General features: G+C 58.8%; 20 protein-coding genes. 15 read left to right on the top strand and 5 right to left on the bottom strand.

The features are described from left to right. Positions 1-6: 6 nt before the first annotated feature. The 6 genes from nuoL to ACR1XU_RS12280 are packed head-to-tail and all read left to right on the top strand — an operon-like array spanning position 7 to position 8454. A complete protein-coding gene (gene nuoL / locus ACR1XU_RS12305; protein WP_480915610.1) occupies positions 7-2196 on the top strand; it encodes an NADH-quinone oxidoreductase subunit L in 2190 nt (729 codons plus the stop codon). After that, complete coding sequence (locus tag ACR1XU_RS12300; protein ID WP_170615380.1) at positions 2196-3740, top strand: NADH-quinone oxidoreductase subunit M; 1545 nt, start codon at positions 2196-2198, stop codon at positions 3738-3740. The genes nuoL and ACR1XU_RS12300 overlap by 1 nt, the downstream gene beginning before the upstream one ends. A 15-nt stretch (positions 3741-3755) precedes the next feature. Further along, complete coding sequence (gene nuoN, locus ACR1XU_RS12295; protein ID WP_170677812.1) at positions 3756-5198, top strand: NADH-quinone oxidoreductase subunit NuoN; 1443 nt, start codon at positions 3756-3758, stop codon at positions 5196-5198. A gap of 54 nt (positions 5199-5252) precedes the next feature. Further along, on the top strand, positions 5253-6002 hold the full coding sequence (locus ACR1XU_RS12290; protein ID WP_480905239.1) for a biotin--[acetyl-CoA-carboxylase] ligase: 750 nt from the start codon (positions 5253-5255) through the stop codon (positions 6000-6002). 11 nt (positions 6003-6013) lie between these two features. Continuing rightward, positions 6014-6793: a type III pantothenate kinase gene (locus tag ACR1XU_RS12285; RefSeq protein ID WP_170615386.1), complete on the top strand. Its 780-nt coding sequence runs from the start codon at positions 6014-6016 to the stop codon at positions 6791-6793. Then, entirely contained in the window at positions 6790-8454 is a 1665-nt protein-coding gene (locus ACR1XU_RS12280; RefSeq protein WP_480905236.1) for a ribonuclease J, read from the top strand. Before ACR1XU_RS12285 ends, ACR1XU_RS12280 begins: the two co-directional genes overlap by 4 nt. Before the next feature lie 9 nt (positions 8455-8463). Here the strand turns inward: ACR1XU_RS12280 and ACR1XU_RS12275 are convergent, their stop codons facing one another. Both ACR1XU_RS12275 and ACR1XU_RS12270 read right to left on the bottom strand, forming a co-directional pair. Beyond that, a complete protein-coding gene (locus tag ACR1XU_RS12275; protein ID WP_170615390.1) occupies positions 8464-9165 on the bottom strand; it encodes an NUDIX hydrolase in 702 nt (233 codons plus the stop codon). A gap of 9 nt (positions 9166-9174) precedes the next feature. Further along, a complete protein-coding gene (locus ACR1XU_RS12270) occupies positions 9175-9573 on the bottom strand; it encodes a DUF983 domain-containing protein (protein ID WP_321254036.1) in 399 nt (132 codons plus the stop codon). A gap of 198 nt (positions 9574-9771) precedes the next feature. On the opposite strand from ACR1XU_RS12270, the gene ACR1XU_RS12265 reads away from it, so the two are divergent. Genes ACR1XU_RS12265 through ACR1XU_RS12250 form a run of 4 tightly spaced genes read left to right on the top strand, consistent with a single transcriptional unit; the run spans position 9772 to position 11670 of the window. Further along, the gene (locus tag ACR1XU_RS12265) at positions 9772-10239 is read left to right on the top strand and encodes an EF-hand domain-containing protein (RefSeq protein ID WP_480905232.1); all 468 of its coding nucleotides are present in this window, start codon (positions 9772-9774) and stop codon (positions 10237-10239) included. A 6-nt stretch (positions 10240-10245) separates the two neighbouring features. After that, on the top strand, positions 10246-10860 hold the full coding sequence (locus tag ACR1XU_RS12260) for an RNA polymerase sigma factor (protein WP_480525254.1): 615 nt from the start codon (positions 10246-10248) through the stop codon (positions 10858-10860). Then, positions 10853-11200, top strand: a complete 348-nt coding sequence (locus ACR1XU_RS12255) for a hypothetical protein (RefSeq protein ID WP_480905229.1) — start codon at positions 10853-10855, stop codon at positions 11198-11200. Before ACR1XU_RS12260 ends, ACR1XU_RS12255 begins: the two co-directional genes overlap by 8 nt. Continuing rightward, a complete protein-coding gene (locus ACR1XU_RS12250; protein ID WP_480905226.1) occupies positions 11197-11670 on the top strand; it encodes a periplasmic heavy metal sensor in 474 nt (157 codons plus the stop codon). Before ACR1XU_RS12255 ends, ACR1XU_RS12250 begins: the two co-directional genes overlap by 4 nt. An 18-nt stretch (positions 11671-11688) precedes the next feature. On the opposite strand, the gene ACR1XU_RS12245 is transcribed toward ACR1XU_RS12250, so the two are convergent. Continuing rightward, positions 11689-13089, bottom strand: a complete 1401-nt coding sequence (locus ACR1XU_RS12245; RefSeq protein ID WP_480905223.1) for a diguanylate cyclase — start codon at positions 13087-13089, stop codon at positions 11689-11691. Between the two features lie 88 nt (positions 13090-13177). On the opposite strand from ACR1XU_RS12245, the gene ACR1XU_RS12240 reads away from it, so the two are divergent. From ACR1XU_RS12240 to ACR1XU_RS12220, 5 genes are all read left to right on the top strand, one after another. After that, positions 13178-13462, top strand: coding sequence for a DUF3572 domain-containing protein (locus tag ACR1XU_RS12240; RefSeq protein WP_170615403.1), 285 nt, complete (start codon positions 13178-13180; stop codon positions 13460-13462). A gap of 24 nt (positions 13463-13486) precedes the next feature. Further along, positions 13487-14188: an HAD family hydrolase gene (locus tag ACR1XU_RS12235; RefSeq protein ID WP_480905220.1), complete on the top strand. Its 702-nt coding sequence runs from the start codon at positions 13487-13489 to the stop codon at positions 14186-14188. 105 nt (positions 14189-14293) lie between these two features. Beyond that, complete coding sequence (locus ACR1XU_RS12230; protein WP_480812169.1) at positions 14294-15853, top strand: trimethylamine methyltransferase family protein; 1560 nt, start codon at positions 14294-14296, stop codon at positions 15851-15853. Between the two features lie 101 nt (positions 15854-15954). Then, positions 15955-16542, top strand: coding sequence for a heme NO-binding domain-containing protein (locus ACR1XU_RS12225; RefSeq protein WP_170806526.1), 588 nt, complete (start codon positions 15955-15957; stop codon positions 16540-16542). Then, complete coding sequence (locus tag ACR1XU_RS12220) at positions 16539-17555, top strand: GGDEF domain-containing protein (protein WP_480905216.1); 1017 nt, start codon at positions 16539-16541, stop codon at positions 17553-17555. The genes ACR1XU_RS12225 and ACR1XU_RS12220 overlap by 4 nt, the downstream gene beginning before the upstream one ends. A 105-nt stretch (positions 17556-17660) precedes the next feature. Here ACR1XU_RS12220 and ACR1XU_RS12215 read toward each other — a convergent pair whose 3' ends face one another. Both ACR1XU_RS12215 and ACR1XU_RS12210 read right to left on the bottom strand, forming a co-directional pair. Further along, complete coding sequence (locus ACR1XU_RS12215; protein ID WP_480905213.1) at positions 17661-18356, bottom strand: sirohydrochlorin chelatase; 696 nt, start codon at positions 18354-18356, stop codon at positions 17661-17663. 62 nt (positions 18357-18418) lie between these two features. Continuing rightward, positions 18419-19351: an AEC family transporter gene (locus ACR1XU_RS12210; protein WP_480812166.1), complete on the bottom strand. Its 933-nt coding sequence runs from the start codon at positions 19349-19351 to the stop codon at positions 18419-18421. Between the last annotated feature and the right edge of the window lie 47 nt (positions 19352-19398).

The following is a 19398-nucleotide window of genomic DNA, read 5'->3' as shown; positions in this document are numbered from 1 at the left end:
GAGAACATGGAAACCACCATCCTCTTTGCCCCGCTGGTGGGCGCGCTGCTCTGCGGGTTCGGCTGGAAGTTCATTGGCGAGAAGGCCGCCATGTGGACCGCGACGGGCCTGCTGTTTCTGGCCTGTCTGCTGTCGTGGATTGTTTTCTTCACCTTTGACGGTGTGACTCAGCAGATCGAGATCATGCGCTGGATCGAGAGCGGTTCGCTGTCGACAAGCTGGGCCATACGTCTGGACCGCCTGACCGCGATCATGCTGATTGTGGTGACGACGGTCTCGGCGCTGGTTCACCTCTATTCCTTCGGCTACATGGATCACGATCCGCAATGGCGCGAGGGCGAGAGCTATAAGCCGCGCTTTTTTGCCTATCTGTCCTTCTTCACCTTCGCCATGCTGATGCTGGTGACAGCGGACAATCTGGTTCAGATGTTCTTTGGCTGGGAAGGCGTGGGCGTCGCATCCTATCTGCTGATCGGGTTCTATTATCGCAAATCCAGCGCCAATGCGGCCGCGATGAAAGCCTTTATCGTCAACCGAGTGGGTGACTTTGGCTTTGCGCTGGGGATTTTCGCGCTGTTTTTCCTGACGGACAGCATCAACTTCTCGGACATCTTTGCATCAGCTCCGGCTTTGGCCGAAGAAAAGCTGCATTTCCTGTGGGGTGAGTGGACTGCGATCGAAGTGATCTGTGTCCTGCTGTTCATCGGCGCGATGGGCAAGTCGGCGCAGTTGATCCTGCACACCTGGTTGCCGGACGCGATGGAAGGCCCGACGCCTGTGTCGGCGCTGATCCATGCCGCGACCATGGTGACGGCGGGTGTGTTCCTGGTCTGCCGCATGTCGCCGCTGATGGAGTTCGCGCCGGGTGCGACCGGGTTTATCACCTTCCTTGGGGCCTCGACCGCATTCTTCGCGGCGACCGTGGGTCTGGTGCAGACTGACATCAAACGCGTTATCGCCTATTCGACATGTTCTCAGTTGGGATACATGTTCGTGGCCGCTGGTGTCGGCATGTACTCGGCGGCCATGTTCCACCTGCTGACGCACGCGTTCTTCAAGGCGCTGCTGTTCCTTGGGGCGGGTTCGGTGATCCACGCGATGCATCACGAGCAGGAGATGACGGAATACGGCGGTCTGCGGAAAAAGATCCCCTATACCTTCTGGGCGATGATGATCGGTACGCTGGCCATTACCGGCGTGGGCATCCCGCTGACGACATTCGGCTTTGCCGGCTTCCTGTCCAAGGACGCCATCATCGAAAGCGCCTATGCGGGCGGCACGGGTTATGCCTTCTGGATGCTGGTCATAGCGGCGATGTTCACCTCGTTCTACAGCTGGCGTTTGATCTTCCTGACCTTCTATGGCGACCCGCGCGGCGACAAGCATACTCATGATCACGCGCATGAAAGCCCGATGACAATGCTGGTGCCGCTTGGGGTTCTGTCACTTGGCGCGGTTTTTGCCGGGATGCTCTGGTACAGCCCCTTCTTTGGGCATACCGACAAGGTCGGCAAGTTCTACGGCATCCCCGTGGCCGAAGCCTCGGAGCATGCGGAAGGTCACGACGCCGAAACGCATTCCGAGCATGTGGCTGATGGCACTGCCGATGCGCATCACGGTGACGAAGCTGAAGAAGCTCATGCGGATACAGCGCACGCGGATGAAGCGCATGGCGAAGATGCCGCTCATGGTGACAAGGACGCAAAAGGCGGCGACCACCACTATGTCTTTGCCGGAGAACCAGGTGAGGGCGCCTTGTATATCGCACCGGACAATCACGTTCTAGACGATGCACATGCGGCGCCGAAATGGGTCAAGGTTTCGCCCTTCGTTGCGATGTTGCTGGGCTTTGTCGTCGCCTACTGGTTCTACATCGTGAACACCTCGCTGCCGGCGCGGCTGGCGGCGAACCAGCGTCCGCTGTACCTGTTCCTGCTGAACAAATGGTACTTTGACGAGATCTACGACGCGATCTTCGTCAAACCCACCGTGGCTTTGGGGCGGTTCCTGTGGAAACGCGGTGACGGCAACACGATTGACGGCTTCCTGAATGGGGTTGCCATGGGCGTAGTTCCCTTCTTTACCCGCCTCGCAGGCAAGGCGCAGACGGGGTACATCTTTACTTACGCCTTCTGGATGGTACTGGGCATCGCAGCCCTGATCACCTGGATGTCGATTGGCGGGGGCGCACACTAATGGATAATATCCTCTCCATCGTGACCTTCATCCCCGCAGCGGCGGCCGGTATTCTGGCACTGTTCCTGCAAGGCGATGATGCCGCGGCACAGCGCAATGCGAAATGGATCGCACTGCTGGCGACCACTGTCACCTTCCTGGTGTCGATCGGCATCTATACCGGCTTTGATCCGTCCAACACCGGCTTCCAGATGGTGGAAGAGGGTGAATGGCTGATGGGCCTGAAATACAAGATGGGCGTGGATGGCATCAGCGTGTTGTTCGTGCTGCTGACCACCTTCATCATGCCGCTGACCATTCTGGCCAGCTGGAATGTGACGACCCGCGTCAAAGAATACATGGTTGCCTTCCTGATGCTGGAAACCCTGATGCTGGGCGTGTTCATGGCGCTGGATCTGGTGTTGTTCTACCTGTTCTTCGAGGCGGGTCTGATCCCGATGTTCCTGATCATCGGCATCTGGGGCGGCAAGGATCGCATCTACGCCAGCTTCAAATTCTTCCTCTACACCTTCCTCGGCTCTGTACTGATGCTGGTGGCGATGGTCGCGATGTATTCGGACGCGGGAACCACGGATATCGAGGCGCTGATGACGCATCAGTTCTCGTCCGAAGGGTTCAGCGTTCTGGGCATCTACATTGTCGGCGGTATGCAGACGCTGATGTTTCTGGCGTTCTTTGCATCATTTGCCGTGAAGATGCCGATGTGGCCGGTCCACACCTGGCTGCCGGACGCGCACGTGCAGGCCCCGACTGCGGGCTCGGTCGTGCTGGCGGCGATCCTGCTGAAGATGGGCGGCTACGGTTTCCTGCGGTTCAGCCTGCCGATGTTCCCCGTGGGCTCGGCGGTGATGACCGATCTGGTGCTGTGGATGTCGGCCATCGCGGTTGTCTACACCTCGCTGGTTGCGCTGGTGCAGGAGGATATGAAGAAGCTGATCGCCTATTCATCCGTTGCGCACATGGGCTTTGTGACTATGGGGATTTTCGCGGCGAACCAGCAGGGTATTGACGGCGCGATCTTCCAGATGCTCAGCCACGGGTTCATCTCGGCGGCGCTCTTCCTTTGCGTTGGAGTAATCTATGACCGGATGCACACCCGCGACATCGAAGCGTACGGAGGTCTGGTGATCCGGATGCCCGCCTATGCGCTGGTCTTCATGCTGTTCACCATGGCCAATGTCGGCTTGCCGGGTACCTCTGGGTTCATTGGCGAATTCCTGACCCTGATGGGTGCATTCCAAGTCAACACCTGGGTGACTGCGGTCGCCGCAAGCGGTGTAATCTTCTCGGCCGGATATGCGCTGTGGCTGTATCGCCGTGTTGTCTTTGGCGACCTGATCAAGGAAAGCCTGAAGGCAATGACAGACATGAGCTCGCGCGAGCGGCTGATCTTTGCGCCGCTGATCGTGATGACCATCCTGCTGGGTGTCTACCCGTCGCTGGTGACAGATGTGATCGGCCAATCGACCGCTGCATTGATTTCGAACTATGACACGGCTCTGGCCGCGGCTGAGGCCGCGACCCAGACGGCCGCCTCGCATTAAGGGAGCTTTGGAGACATGATCCAGGCTGATCTGACAATAATCCTGCCGGAAATCGTTCTGGCCGTGTATGCGATGGCTGCTCTGATCGGGGCTGTCTATACGACGAAAGACGGGCTGGCGCCGGTTCTGGTCTGGGCGACGGCAGGTCTGATGGCGCTGCTGTCCTTCTGGATTGCCACAAATGGCGACGGCACCAATGTCGCGTTCAACGGCATGTTCGTGGATGACGGGTTCTCGCGCTTTGCCAAGGTTGCAATCCTGTTGTCGGCCGCTGCCGTTCTGGTGATGAGCCAGGATTACATGACCCGCCGCGGTCTGCTGCGGTTTGAATACCCCTTGCTGGTGGCCCTGGCCGCTGTTGGCATGATGATGATGGTCAGTGCCGGCGACCTGATGTCCCTTTACATGGGATTGGAACTGCAATCGCTGTCGCTTTATGTGGTGGCCGCCCTGCGTCGTGACAGTGCAAAGTCGACCGAAGCCGGTCTGAAATACTTCGTTCTGGGCGCGCTGAGTTCGGGCTTGCTGCTCTACGGTGCGTCGCTGGTCTATGGTTTCACCGGCACCACGCTGTTCTCGGGCATTATCCAGACGGTTCACCACGGCGATGTCTCGATTGGCCTTCTGTTTGGTCTGATCTTCCTGATCTCTGGGCTTGCGTTCAAAGTGTCGGCCGTGCCGTTCCACATGTGGACACCGGACGTTTACGAAGGGTCGCCCACGCCGATTACGGCCTTCTTTGCCACCGCTCCGAAAGTGGCCGCTATGGCGCTGTTTGCCCGACTGATGCATGACGCCTTTGGTGGCGTGGTAAAAGACTGGCAGCAGGTGATTGTGCTGCTTTCGGTTCTGTCGATGCTGCTGGGTGCGGTTGCCGCGATTGGACAACGCAACATCAAGCGACTGATGGCGTTTTCATCAATCGCTCATATGGGTTACGCGATGATCGGCCTGGCTGCAGGCACGGAAATGGGCGTCAAGGCGATGCTGATGTATCTGGCAATCTATGTGACCATGAACATCGGCACGTTTGCCTTCATCCTGATGATGGAGCGTGACGGCAAACCGGTCACCGACATTGACGCTCTGCGCCAATACTCCAAGCGCGATCCGGGCAAGGCACTGGCCGTTCTGATCCTCATGTTCAGCCTGGCCGGGGTGCCGCCGATGCTGGGCTTCTTCGCAAAGTTCGGCGTCTGGCAGGCCGGTGTCGGCGCGGGGTTGACCGGGTTGGTCATTGTGTCGGCCATCGCTTCGGTCATTGGTGCCTTCTATTATCTGCGGATCGTGTTCTACATGTACTTCGGTGAAGAGAACGAAGAACCGATCGAGACACATTCCACACCGGTTCTGTGGGTCGCTCTGATGGGGTCGGCGGCACTCATGCTGATTGGCGTGTTCTACCAGTTCGGGATCGAGGGGGCGGCTGCGGCTGCGGCGGCGACACTTGTCAACTGATCTTCCCTTTCGCAACATTCAGGAGGCTCGGTCTTGTGACCGGGCCTTTTTGACATGAGCGGGTGGCCCACCGGATACGGCCTGCATGTTGTGCAGGAGGTGGACAGCACCCTGAACGAAGCGGCCCGGATTGCTCCGACTGCGCAGGGGCCTGTCTGGATCATGGCCCATCGCCAGACGGCGGCGCGGGGCAGACGGGGACGGGTTTGGGCCAATCCGAAAGGTAATCTGGCGGCGACCTTGCTGATGCGCCCACAGGGCAACCCGGAACAATCCGCCCTGCGGAGCTTTGTGGCTGCTCTGGCCCTGTTCGATGCATGCGTCGCTGTTTCAGGCCGGGCGATCGGTTTGTCGTTGAAATGGCCCAATGACGTTCTGCTGAACGGCGGTAAACTGGCCGGCATATTGCTGGAAAGCACCGGCCACGGGCGCGAGGTGTCGCATCTGGCGATCGGCATCGGCGTCAACCTGACCGAAGCTCCGGGAGCGGATATGGTCGAACCGGGCGCTGTTCGGCCCGTATCGTTGTTGTCGGAAACAGGGGCGCAGGTGTCGCCCGAAGATTTCCTGACGGAAATGGCCGCGGCCTATGCGCGGTACGAAACGCAGTTTGTCACATTTGGGTTTGATCCGATCCGAAAGGCATGGTTGTCCCGTGCGGCCCGGTTGGGCGAGGTTATTACCGCCCGGACCGCAGCGTCAGAAACGGTTGGAACCTTCGAAACTGTAGACGCGACAGGAAACCTTGTCTTAAACACCGCGAAAGGCCGGGTGAGCATTCCTGCGGCCGATGTGTTTTTCTGAGGGAGGCGTACATGCTTCTGGCTATCGACTGCGGCAACACGAATACCGTTTTCTCGATCTGGGATGGCGAGAAGTTCCTGTGCACCCTGCGCACATCGACCCATCACGCCCGTACGGCTGATGCGTATTTCACCTGGTACTCGACCTTGGTGAAACACTATGGGATCGAAGCGGAAATCACCGATGTCATCATCGCTTCGACCGTACCGCGTGTGGTGTTCAACCTGCGGGTTTTTGCGGACCGTTTCTTTGACTGCCGCCCGCTGGTCGTGGGCCGGCCGGACTGTCTGCTGCCCGTGCCCCCACGCGTGGATGAGGGGACGGTTCCGGGGCCGGACAGGCTGGCGAATGCCGTCGGTGCCTTTGATCGGCATGGCGGCAATGTCGTGGTGGTGGACTTCGGCACTGCGACCAACTTCGACGTTGTGGCCGCAGATGGTGCCTATGTCGGCGGCATCATCGCCCCCGGCGTGAACCTGAGTCTTGAGGCATTGCATCAGGGCGCGGCGGCATTGCCGCATATCGACATAACCCGCCCGGAAAAAGTGATCGGGACAAATACGGTTGGCTGTATCCAGTCCGGCGTGTATTGGGGCTATTCCGGGCTGATCGAAGGGTTGATTTCCCGGATCAAGGCTGAATACGGAATGCCGATGAAAGTCGTTGGAACCGGTGGGCTTGCACCTCTGTTCGATCAGGCCGACGTGGGGTTCGACGCAATCGAGGATGATCTGACGATGCACGGTCTGACCGTGATACATCGCTACAACAAGGAAAACGGCTCGGCATGAGCAGCGAAAGATTGATATATTTGCCGCTGGGCGGCGCGGGTGAGATTGGCATGAACGCCTATGTCTACGGGTATGGCAAACCGGGAGAGGAACGGCTGATCCTTGTGGATCTGGGCGTGACGTTTCCGGATATGGATACCACCCCGGGCGTTGACCTGATCCATGCCGATATCTCATGGCTGCGGGAACGTGCGGACCGGCTGGACGCGGTATTCGTGACCCACGCGCACGAAGACCATGTTGGTGCGGTTGCGCATTGTTATGACGCGCTGAACGCGCCGATCTATGCGCGGGCCTTCACCGCCAATATCGCGCGCCGCAAGATGGAGGAATACGGCCATCCGGAGGACGCGGTGCGCACAGCGTCTGCCTGGCCTGAACAGATTCAGGTGGGTCCGTTTACGGTCGGATTTTTGCCGGTCTCACACTCCATCCCCGAAAGTGCGGCGCTGGTGATCGACACCCCGGCTGGCCGGATCGTGCATACGGGCGATTTCAAACTGGATGCCAACCCTGTTGTCGGCGAAGCCTTCGATCCCGATCTGTGGGCCGAAGTAGCCAATCCCGGCGTCAAGGCGCTGGTCTGTGACAGTACAAACGTATTCTCTGCCCATCCCGGACGCTCGGAAAGTGAAGTCGGGCCCGAAATCACACGACTGGTCGAAGAGGCCGACGGAATGGTCGTCGCGACCACATTCGCCTCAAACGTCGCGCGGGTCAAAACCCTGGCCGAGGCCGGTCAACGGGCCGGGCGGTCTGTTGTTCTGTTGGGGCGCGCCATGCGCCGCATGATCGAGGCCGCGACGGAAACCGGCATCCTTTCGGACTTCCCCCGCGTCGTCAGCGCCGAAGAGGCGGTGGATATGCCACGTCAGAACCTCATGCTGATCGTGACCGGCAGCCAGGGTGAACGCCGCGCCGCAAGCGCACAGCTGGCGCGTGGCAAGTATCGCGGACTTGAGTTGAAAGACGGCGACCTGTTTCTGTTTTCCTCCAAAACCATTCCCGGCAACGAGCGGGGCGTGATTTTCATCATGAACCAGCTGAGCGAAAAGGGCGTGGACGTGGTGGACGACAGTTCGGGTCTGTATCACGTTTCAGGCCACGCCAACCGCCCTGACCTTGAGCGGGTGCACGAGTTGATGAACCCAAAGATGGTCATCCCGATGCACGGTGAACACCGGCATCTGCGCGAACATGCGAAACTGGCCGAGGCGGGCGGCCGAACCGGTATGCTGGCCGTGAACGGGACCATGCTGGACTTGACCGGGGATACGCCCGAGGTTGCGGACTACGTGGAAACCGGTCGAACCTATCTGGACGGAACCGTCAAGATTGGCGCGCTGGATGGGGTTGTGCGAGACCGGATTCGCATGGCGCTGAATGGCCACGTGACTGTGACGGTTATTCTGGATGAAGATGAACCGCTGGGCGAGCCCTGGTGTGACACCATGGGCCTGCCGGAGCTTGGGTCGTCACGCGCGGCGCTGGTCGAGGTGCTGGAGGAGGATCTGAACCAGTTCCTGATGCGGGCCGAGGCCAAAACCCTGCGCGATGATGACAAGCTGGAAGAAGCGATGCGACGGATTGTGCGTCAGAGCACAAAAACTGAGATCGGGAAAAAGCCCGAAGTTACCGTTGTCATCAGCCGGATGAAATAAGCGGACGGGTCAGTCTGCTTCGGGCATGGGATAGCCCTTGAGACGCAGAAACAGGCTGGCCTCTTCGTTGTTCAGGAAAAACGGCACAGAGGCCGGGGGTGATGTGTCCGCGACCCGTGCAGCGATCTCGGCCAGAACAACTTCGGTGATGAAGGGCAGGTCAAAATCACGCGCCTGATCCAGCCTGACCCATTGCAGGTGCGACAGCTCGTCCGAGGCATGGCTGAAATCGTCCAGATCGCCTTGTACCTCATCGGCATCAACCAGAAAGAACCGCGCATCAAAGCGACGGGGGCGGCCCGGCGGCGTCAGTGCGCGAAACACGAACTGCAGGCCTTGCGCAGAGGGCCGAAAACCCATCTCGGCAAAGCCCTGCCAGTCTTCAGGGATGTCTCCGGGCCAGGTGCCCGGTTGCCCCAGGATCAGGCCGGTTTCTTCCCACAGCTCGCGGATCGCGGCCGAAGCCAGCGCATTCTGCAAATTTGTCTCTGCCCGCTCGGCCAGACGGCCGTGGCACTTTGAAGTCAGCGGCGTGGCAAGCGGAACATCACCATCCGCGGCATCGACTGCACCGCCAGGAAAAACGAACTTGTTCGGCATGAAAGCCGCTTTGGCCCCGCGCTGGCCCATCAGAATTGATGGCTCGGTCATTCTGTCCCGCAGGACAATTACGGTTGCGGCGTTGCGAATTGCAGTTTTGTCTGTGGTCATGCCTGTCCGTCACCGGGCTCGTTCGAACCCATGCATCCGCCGCGCCCACTGATAGGCCACGACGGCCCCCTTCATCCTGGGCAGCAAGGCAAGGGTCAGAACCGTACAGCCAATGGCGAAAACCAGGGCCATCGTCAGCGGATCAGGGCGCCAGTGCACATATGAGACGTGCAGCGCGGGCGCGAGCAAGTGGCCTACAATCAGAATGGTCAGGTATGCAGGGCCATCATCCGCCCGGTGGTGGTGCAGTTCCTGCCCGCAATTGCTGCAGCTGTCGTTGACCTTGAGGTAGCTGTGCAGCAGCTTGCCTTGTCCGCATTTCGGGCAACGGCAACGAAAGCCTCTGACCAGTGCGGGCCAGGTCTCACGATCCTGAGGAGTTGTGGTGTCGATCGTATGATCCGTCATGATGAAAACTCGCGCATTCGAATGTCGCATATATTGCGCATCTTTGGGTCTGCTTGAAAGGGGGGTGCGTCGCAATGACCGCATCCGGCGAAAAATGGTCAAAAAAAAATTTGGTTTCCTGCGACGGAAATCTGCGGTTGTCCCGTTTTAACACCATAAGCAGCGGCAATGGGGTCGCGCGAAAAAAGGAAACACGACATGCACAGCGCAAAGTTCATTTCGGCAATTGTTGTTGCGGCAGTTGCGATTACAGGCACGACGGCTTTGGCCGCAGGGTCGAAAAACGGGGAACCGGTGTCGTTTCAGGAACTGGATGCGAATGGCGACGGGCAGGTTACGAAAGACGAAATGCTGGCCCATCGCAATCAGCGATTTACCGATGCGGATGCCAACGGGGACGGCCAGTTGAGCGTCGAAGAGATGCAGGCGGCAGCGCAGAAAAAGGCCAGCGACCGTATTGCAAGTATGTTTGAAGAACACGACGCCAATAACGATGGTTTCCTGACCACGGATGAGTTGCCGAAACCGCGCCGGGCTGACAAGATGTTTGACCGGATCGATGCGAATGATGACGGAACGATCTCGGAGCAGGAATTTGCGGATGCAAAAGACAGAATGGGTCGGCACCACAAGAAACGTGGCAAGGCAGACTCTGACGACAGCTGATGCGGGATGGAGGATCTGACCTCCTCAACGCAAGACGTTCGCGGCGGGACTTGCGCCGCGGACGCAATCGGCGACGATGCGTTGCTGGAGCGGTTTGCCGCCGGCGACGCGGCGGCGGCGCGTGTTTTGACTGACCGGCTTGGCCCGCGCTGTTTTTCCGTCGCCCTGCGGATGCTGGGCAACCGAGCCGAAGCCGAAGATGTCACGCAGGACGCGATGATGCGCCTTTGGCAGATGGCGCCGGATTGGATGCCGGGGCAGGCCAAGGTTTCAACTTGGCTGTATCGCGTTGTGCTGAACCTGTGCGTTGACTTGCGCCGCAAGAAACAGCCTGACAGGCTGGCCGAAGGTGTCGATCCCGAGGATGACAGCGCAAGCGTGGTTGAACGCATGCAGGACGAGGCCCGAAAAGACGCGCTCCAATCCGCCCTGTCTCATCTGCCCGAACGGCAGCGACAGGCAGTTGTATTGCGGCATATCGAAGAGCTGCCCAACCCCGAGATTGCCGGGATCATGGGCATATCTGTAGAAGCGGTCGAAAGCCTGACGGCACGCGGAAAACGCGCCTTGGCGGGATATCTTGCCGGGCGCCGGGACGAACTGGGGTATGACGATGGCTGATGATGATACCGAGCTGAATCAACTGTTTGCGCAGGCCAGAGCCGGGCGTCGATACCTGCCGGACGATCTGGCGGTTCGGATTATGACGGACGCAGAACAAGTTCGACTGGATCGGCTTGCCAAACCTGTCTCGCCGGGGCGCAGCACGTGGCAACGCCTTCTGGACGGTATCGGTGGTTGGCAGGGCCTTGGCGGGCTGGTCGCGGCCAGTGCGGCGGGTGTCTGGATCGGGTTCTCGGCTCCGGCCTTTCTGCCGGACCCGGCGACGTATCTGTTCTCGCAGGACGCAACCTATGAAGTGGCGGACCTGGATGCAGTGTTCCTGGAGGATACGGAATGACCGAAACACCCAAGCCAAAACGCCGTTGGATGCCGATACTTCTGGCTGCGTCCCTGGCCCTTAACTTGCTGATTGTCGGTGTCGCTTTGGGGACTTTCATGAGGGTCAAGGGTAGCGATCATGCCAAGGCGCCGCCGGGGTTCGGATCGGCCCTTTACCGGGCATTGCCCAAATCAGAGCGAACTGCGATGCGGTCGGACCTGTCCGGTTTGCGCAAAGAGGGATCGCGGCATAGGTCAAAGGATTTCGCAGCTCTCAGCCAGGCCTTGCGAACCGTGCCATTCGATCCGGCCGCCGTCGAGGTTTTGCTGACGCAGCAGGCGCGGGCTTCGGCGGAATTGCAGGGTGCTCTGCAAGGGCAGTGGCTGGCGCGTGTCATCGCAATGAGCGATGCAGAACGGGCAGTGTATGCCGACCGGCTGGACGAGGTGACAAAACGCGGTGGGCATTGGCACAAGAAAAAGGACTAAAGCGCGCTGAAACCGGTGTTACGCCGCGCTTTGCCGGGTGCTGATCTGGTTGCGACCGGCTTTTTTCGCAGCATAAAGAGCTTTGTCTGCGGATTTGATCAAACTGTCCAGAAGCGCGTGTTCGGTTTGATATTGCGGGTAAGGGGGCCGAAACACGTTCAGGCCTATGCTGGTCGTGACTTGGGTGAACCCGTTCTGGTCCGGCAGCGAAAAGGGCCTTTCGCGGATCGATCTGCACATCGCATCTGCCAGTTTCAATGCCTGCGCATTGGTCGCGTCAGGCACCCCGATCAAAAACTCCTCACCTCCGAAACGGGCGACAAAACCGCGGGGGCCAAGCGCGTTTCGCATGCGTCTGGCCGCTTCGGTCAAAACATGGTCTCCGGCGGCATGACCATACCGGTCATTGATTGCCTTAAAGTGATCAAGGTCGGCCAGCATCAGAGCGCACCCACGGCCGGTGTGCCGGGATTGCCGGACGATATGGCCTACGGCCTGCATCGCAAACCGGCGGTTGTTTAGACCTGTCAGCGGGTCGACCCATGAGTCAGCAAGTCCGCGACGCAATGAGGCGCGCATCTGATCGGTGCGGGACTTGCGGGCAATCAGACTGTCCAGTCGCAGCGCAATCTCACGTGCGCAGAAGTCGCCCAGGCAAACTGCGTCGGCCCCACGATCCAGCGCTTCGGCTGCATTGGGCGCGTGTTCTTTGTCCAGAACGCCGATCAGGACGGTGTGTCGTGTGGCGCTGCGCGATCTCAGGTCTGCCAGAACGTTGAGGGAAGAGGGCGCGGTGTTCAGGTCCACGACAATTGCATCCGGAACAGGCCCTGACAGGATGTCTTTCAGGTTGGATTGGGTGTGTTTGGAAAGGCAATGATGCGTCTGCTGCTGCAGAGCCCGGCACCACGACGCACCTATGCGGTGGGACGGGGCCAGAATTGCGACCCGCGATGGCGCGGTTGGTGCGATCAATGTGGCGGGAGGTTCGGCAAAGCCGATGGGAAGCGTATCTTCCTTGAACTGAAGGTCCTGCACGTCCGCGCGCATGCGCAGCAGGCTGCGAACCCGCGCCATCAGAAAATTGTCCTTGAACGGATGGGCTAGTACGTCGTCCAGCCCGGCAGACAGCGCCTCAAGTCGGGCCGCCTTGTCATTCTGCGGGGCGATGGCAACCACGGGGATGTCTCCAAGATCCGGAATTTTCTGAATCAACCGCTTTACATCTGCGGCGGTTCCATCTGCCAGCGCGAGCGCCGTCAGCACCAGATCCGGCCGCACACGGCGCAATAGGGGTGTCAGGCCCTCAAGCTTCTCACCCTGAACGACGTGATACCACGCCGCAGTCAGCTGAACCTTCAGCATGATGCGATTGGTCGAGGCCCCGTCTAGGACAAGGATCGTTCCTTGCACGGACATATTCGTTCACCGTTGATTGCATGTGCTGCCAAAGTGTTTATGAGTCTGGTTAACAAACCCTTTCCAAGTTCTGATCCGAGGCTTGAATATGGCAATCTCCGGCAATTCGGCGGAAACTCTGGCGCTGAATGTGCTGACCTGGCTTGTCGGTAACGAGGAACTTCTACCGGTGTTTCTGGGTTCGACCGGTGCATCGGTCGGCGATCTGCGCGCCCGCGCTGGCGAGCCGGATTTCATGGCGTCGGTTCTTGAGTTTCTGATGCTTGACGATTCGTGGGTGATCGCTTTTTGTGATGCCAATTCGGTCCCTTATGACTTGCCGGGTCAGGCGCGCGCCGCGTTGTCCGGCGAAGCCGATGTTCACTGGACCTGAGACGACTTTTTTGCAGGAGCCCCAATGCCAATAAACGCCATCGTGTTCGACAAGGACGGTACCTTGTTTGACTTTGCAAACACCTGGGGCACGTTTGGGCGCAGGCTGCTGTTGCGTCTGTCATCGGGTGACCAGGCAAAGGCGCAGGAACTTGCGCTGGTGATCGGGTTTGATCCCGAGAAGGGGACATATTCGAATGACAGCATCGTAATTGCCGCAAGCGTTGTGGAAATTGCAGAAGCGCTTCTTCCCTATTTACCCGAGATGACCTGCGAGGCCCTGATCGAGTTGATCGACGAGGAATCCGCCGCGGCCCCACAGGCGCCGGCCGTTCCGCTTGTGCCTTTTCTGGAACAGCTACGGGAAGCCGGCTTCAAGCTGGGCGTTGCCACCAATGACAGTGAAAGACCCGCGCTGGAGCATCTGTCATCCGTTGGAATCCGGGATCATTTCGACTTTGTCGCGGGATATGACAGCGGCCACGGCTGCAAACCGGGACCGGGCCAGTTGCTGGCTTTTGCCGCACAAGTGTGTGTGGACCCGGCGAATGTGGTCATGGTTGGCGACAGCCTGCATGACCTGCAGGCAGGCCGCGCCGCCGGCATGACCACCATCGGGGTTTTGACCGGTCTTGCAGGCCCTGAAACGCTCGCGCCGATGGCCGATGTTGTATTGCCGGATATCGGACATATTCCTGCTTGGCTGGCGGAAAATCGGTCGATCTGAGCGGATTTCGGCGGTTTGGAATAAGAAACCGACACAACCTGTCGCAGACAGAGCGGCCATGTTCCAGACTTCGGGGCTTTTTGATAAAAAGCCTCGGAGGAACAAATGGCCGACAGCAATACGCGCAGACGCAGAAGTGGTGGACGTTCGGGAGCCGCAGCTCGCCGGGGCAGCGCAGTCATCGATCAGATGCCGTGGAACCCACCCGTCAATATCGACAGACCCACCGAGCCGCTGGATCAGGCCGGGATCGAGGCGATCCACGAGGGTGCGATGCGAATTCTCGAAGAGATCGGTATCGAGTTCTACAACAAAGAGGCGCTGGACATTCTGCGCGAAGCAGGATGTACCATCAACGGCGACAATGTGCGCATGGGGCGCGACTTTGTCATGGAAATGATCGCCAAAGCGCCGTCAAGCTTTACCATCACGCCTAGAAACCCGGACAAAACGATCGAAGTCGGCGGCAAGACCATGCTGTTCGGGAACGTCTCTTCGCCGCCGAACTACTGGGATATGGAGATCGGCACCAAGGTTTCGGGGAATCGCGAGATGTGCCGGAACCTGCTGAAGCTGACGCAGTACTTCAACTGTATCCATTTTGCTGGCGGCTATCCGGTCGAGCCGGTGGATATTCACGCCAGTGTGCGACATCTGGACGTGCTGTATGACAAGCTGACCCTGACCGACAAGGCCATGCACGCCTATTCGCTGGGTAAGGAGCGCGTGGAAGATGTCATGGAAATGGTGCGCATCGCCAGCGGCCTCAGCCATGAAGAGTTCGAGTCGAAGCCGCGGATGTACACCAACATCAACTCGACATCACCTCTCAAGCACGATTTCCCGATGATTGATGGCTGTCTGCGACTGGCCCGTCGGGGGCAGGCGATTGTGGTGACGCCATTTACCCTGGCCGGGGCCATGGCGCCCGTGACCATGGCCGGGGCAGTCGCGCAGTCGCTGGCCGAAGCACTGTGTGCCATTGCGTTGTTTCAGTATGTACGTCCTGGTATTCCCTGTGTGATCGGAACCTTCACCTCAAATGTAGACATGAAGTCCGGCGCTCCGGCCTTCGGGACGCCGGAGTACATGCGGTCGACGCAAATGACCGGGCAGATGGCACGTTTCTACGGACTGCCGATGCGCTCATCAGGTGTTTGTGCTGCAAACGTCCCGGATGGGCAGGCGATATGGGAGACATCGAACTCGCTGTGGGCAGCGGTGCAGTCGGGAACGAACATGGTCTACCATGCAGCAGGCTGGCTTGAGGGCGGCCTTATCGCGAGCCCTGAAAAATTCATCATGGATTGCGAGATTCTGCAGCAAATCCAAAGATATATGCAGCCAGAAATCTGCGCCACAGGGCCGGACGAGATCGCGCTGGATGCGATCAGAGCGGTTGGTAACGACGGGCATTTCTTTGGTATCCAGCACACACAGGACCGGTACTCGACCGCGTTCTACCAGCCGTTTCTGAGTGACTGGAAGAACTATGAAGGCTGGGCGGCGGCCGGAGGCATCTGGACAGCCGAGCGCGCGCATCACATGTTCAAGGAAATCATCACAAGCTTTGAACCGCCTGCATTGGATGAGGGCATTCGCGAAGAATTGGCCGACTTTGTCGCGCGGCGCAAATCGGAAGGTGGCGCGCCCACGGATTTCTAGGAATTCGAATGGCTGCAATATTTCCGGTTTCGCAGCGGGTATTGGGTATTTGTTAAGGATTGTCCGGCCAGATTGAACGCGAAATCAATCCGGGGCAATTGATGCATGGTCTGATCAACCGGGCGGTACAGTCCTTCGTATGCGCGACCTATGGGCAGGCATGCTGGCTGCGCGTTGCCGCGGCGGCTGAACTCGGGTTTGTCGAGTTCGAAGCGATGCTTGTCTATGATGCGGACACCTCGTTGCGGGTTTTGGATGCGCTATGTGCAGACCGGAACCGGGCGCGCACCGAAATGCTTGAAGACCTTGGGACATATCTTGTCTCGCATCCGAATACCGAAGGGTTGCGGCGTTTGCTGCGTTTTGGCGGCGTGACTTATGTTGAGTTTCTGCATTCCCTGGACGACTTGTCCGACCGGGTCAGGCTGGCGGTATCCGACCTGTCTCTGCCCGCGCTTGAATTGCGTGAACTGTCCGGTGCTGAATACCAGTTGCACTGTTTTCCGGGCTTGCCGGGATACTCCAGTGTCATGGTCGGAGTTTTGCGAGCCATGGCGGATGACTACGGCGCTTTGGTGATGCTGTCCCATGACGGCGTACAGGGGGACGCTGATGTCGTTACAATTGCCCTGGTGGAGAGTTCCTTTGCCGAAGGGCGTCAATTTGAACTTGGGGCGCGAAGACCATGATGGATGTGCGGGGTCTGGGCGTCTTGCTTGAATCTCTTTGCCCGATGTTCTTGTTGTTGGACAATGACGGGCGGATTGTTCAGGTCGGACCGACGCTGCAAAAACTGAGGCCGGAACGCGCAATGGCCGGGCAGAATTTTCTGGACTTGTTTCAACTGGTCCGCCCCCGGACTGTGTCGACCGTTCCCGTTCTGATGTCCATGGCGGGTGCAAAGCTGCACCTGCGGTTTCATGATGAACCACGCACGGCTTTGAAAGGGCTGATAACCCCGCTGCCGGATCAAGGTGGCGCGGTGATCAACCTTTCGTTTGGTATTTCGATCCTAGATGCTGTTCGCGACTACGCGCTGACCAGCGCAGATTTTTCCGGTGCTGACCTTGCGATTGAGCTTCTTTATCTGGTCGAGGCCAAATCCGCAGCGATGGAGGCATCGCGATCATTGAACCAGCGTCTGCAGGACGCCAGGGTGGCGGCGGAAGAACAGGCCTTTACCGATACGTTGACCGGCCTGAAAAACCGTCGCGCGATGGATCACATACTAGGCCAGATGGCATCGACGCAAACCGATTTTGCCCTGATGCACCTTGATCTGGACTTCTTCAAATCGGTGAATGACAGGCTGGGTCACGCGGCCGGTGACTTTGTTCTGCAAGAGGCCGCGCGGATTATGGTCGAAGAGACCCGCAGCGATGATGCAGTCGTCAGAATGGGTGGGGATGAGTTTGTTATTGTTTTCAGGAACCTGACGGATGAAAAGAAGCTGTCGGCGATTGCGGGCCGTTTAATCGGCAGGCTTCGCGAGCCGATGAATTTCGATCAGAATCCCTGTCGGATTTCAGCCAGCATTGGAACGGCGATTTCCACACAGTTTGACATCCTCAAACCCGCCGAAATACTGCATGCCGCCGACCTGGCCTTGTACGAGGCCAAGCGAAACGGCAGGTCCCGTCACCACCTTTTTTCCGACATTGCCAGCTCGGTCCAGCGCAAGCACATGGTTAAACCACGATAGCTGAGCTTAGACTCAGCTTCTTTGGCTGTGCGTCGGACAGCAGTTGTTCGGCAAATGTGCGTTGAGACGGAAACGGTGCAGATTTTTTTTTGTGTGAAAGTCCTGTTAAGCTATGCATTCGCGGGTCAGAACATCCGCGATATGAGACTGAATTTCAGGCAGCTCTCCGATCACGGGCAATGTAACACCTTGGAAACCGGCTTGCTGCAATTGTTCCGGAACGTCCTGCAGAACATGACCACCCGTGCAGGCGAAAAACGGAAGGCACAGCGCACGTTCGCCCAACCCTGCTGCGGCTTCGGCAATGGATGGCGGTTCCTCGACAAATCCGACACGGACAGAGCGGAAGGGCAAATGCGCCCTCAACTGATCTGCAAAACTAGCTGTCACGGCAGAAGGGTTACGGCTGCGTCCGGAACCATGGGCTGCAATCACCAAGTCCGTCGCGCCGGTTTCCCAGTTCTTCCTTGACATCGTCGCAAGCAGCGACCGGGCGGTCAGTTCGGGCAAGTCCGGATCAATGCCCAGAGGGTCCAGAATACGGGCACCGCGCTCGCCGATCCGCTTCGGCAGGGCACTGGTAACAAACCAGCCTTTGGCCATGAACAGGGGGTAAATCGCGACATCTGCGGGCAGCTCGTCCAACTGCGACTCGAATGCTCCCGGAGCAGCCAATGTCGCCGATCGGACCGTGACGTCCTGCGCCAGCCTGTCGACCTGATCAGCAAACGCCGCCAGCGCGGCCTCGGCCGGGGCCGGGTCCGATGGCTGGCCATGAGCGACGATAAGAGCATGAGGCATTGCCGGGTCTCCTGTGTGATATCGCGATAGGTGTTTTCCGGGTGCAGATTGTCAATGCCGGATCACCCTAAAAGGGTCAGCCACATCCAGACTGTCAGGATCGAAACCGCCGTGCCAATCAGAACCGACGACGCGGCAACGCGTTTGGCGCGACCATACATATTTGCAAAGATATACGCGTTGAAGCCCGGTGCCATCGCAGCATTCAGAACGCCCGAGCGGAACAGATCCTGCGGCAGGCCAACCGCTGAGCCGAACAGCCAGACAAGCCCCGGATGCAGGGCCAGAGAAATGCAGCACACAAATCCGATTGTACGAAAGTCACCTTCGGGTTTGTATTTTACCAGCACCCCGCCCAAAGCGAAAAGCGCGCCGGGCAGCGCGGCGCGGGTGATCAGCCCCAAAGCTTCGTCCACGACCGCCGGAACTGCAAGCCCGGACAGATTAACCACAAAGCCAAGTGCAATCCCAAGAATCAGCGCGTTGCGGAACATGGCCGTGAGAACGGACCGGGCCATATGCGCACCACCGTTCCCACGGTTGCGAATGATCTCCATGACCGTGATGCCAACCCCGTAACAGAAGGGCGAATGAAACGCGATGATGGCGTAGTTGCCAGTCAGGTTCTCGGGGCCATATGCGCGCTCGGTGATTGGCAGGCCCAACAGCACCGAGTTCGAAAACAGACAGCAAAACCCGATGGCGACGCAATCCTCCCACTCGCGGCCAAAGATCAGGCGTGCGCCAAAAAGTCCGGCCGTAAAGCACAAAGCGGCGGCGGTATAGAAACTGACCAACAACCGGGGATCAAAGCTGGCGCTCAGGTCAAGGTGGGCAATTGCCAGAAACAGCAGGCAGGGGATGGCAAACCCTTGGGTGAACTTCATCAACCCGTCGATGTGGATTTCCTTGAAGTAACCCAATCGGGTCGACGCATAGCCTGCACCAATCACCAGAAAGACCGGCAGAATGACGTTGATCAGGCTTTGCAGCATGCTAGCGCCCCGCCTGCGAGATCGGGGATGGCCCGAAGGGCGATATC

It is taken from the genome of Ruegeria sp. D1(2025) (assembly GCF_056536425.1).
The sequence above is the reverse complement of the archived record's forward strand: the minus strand, read 5'-3'. Positions and strand labels throughout refer to the sequence as shown.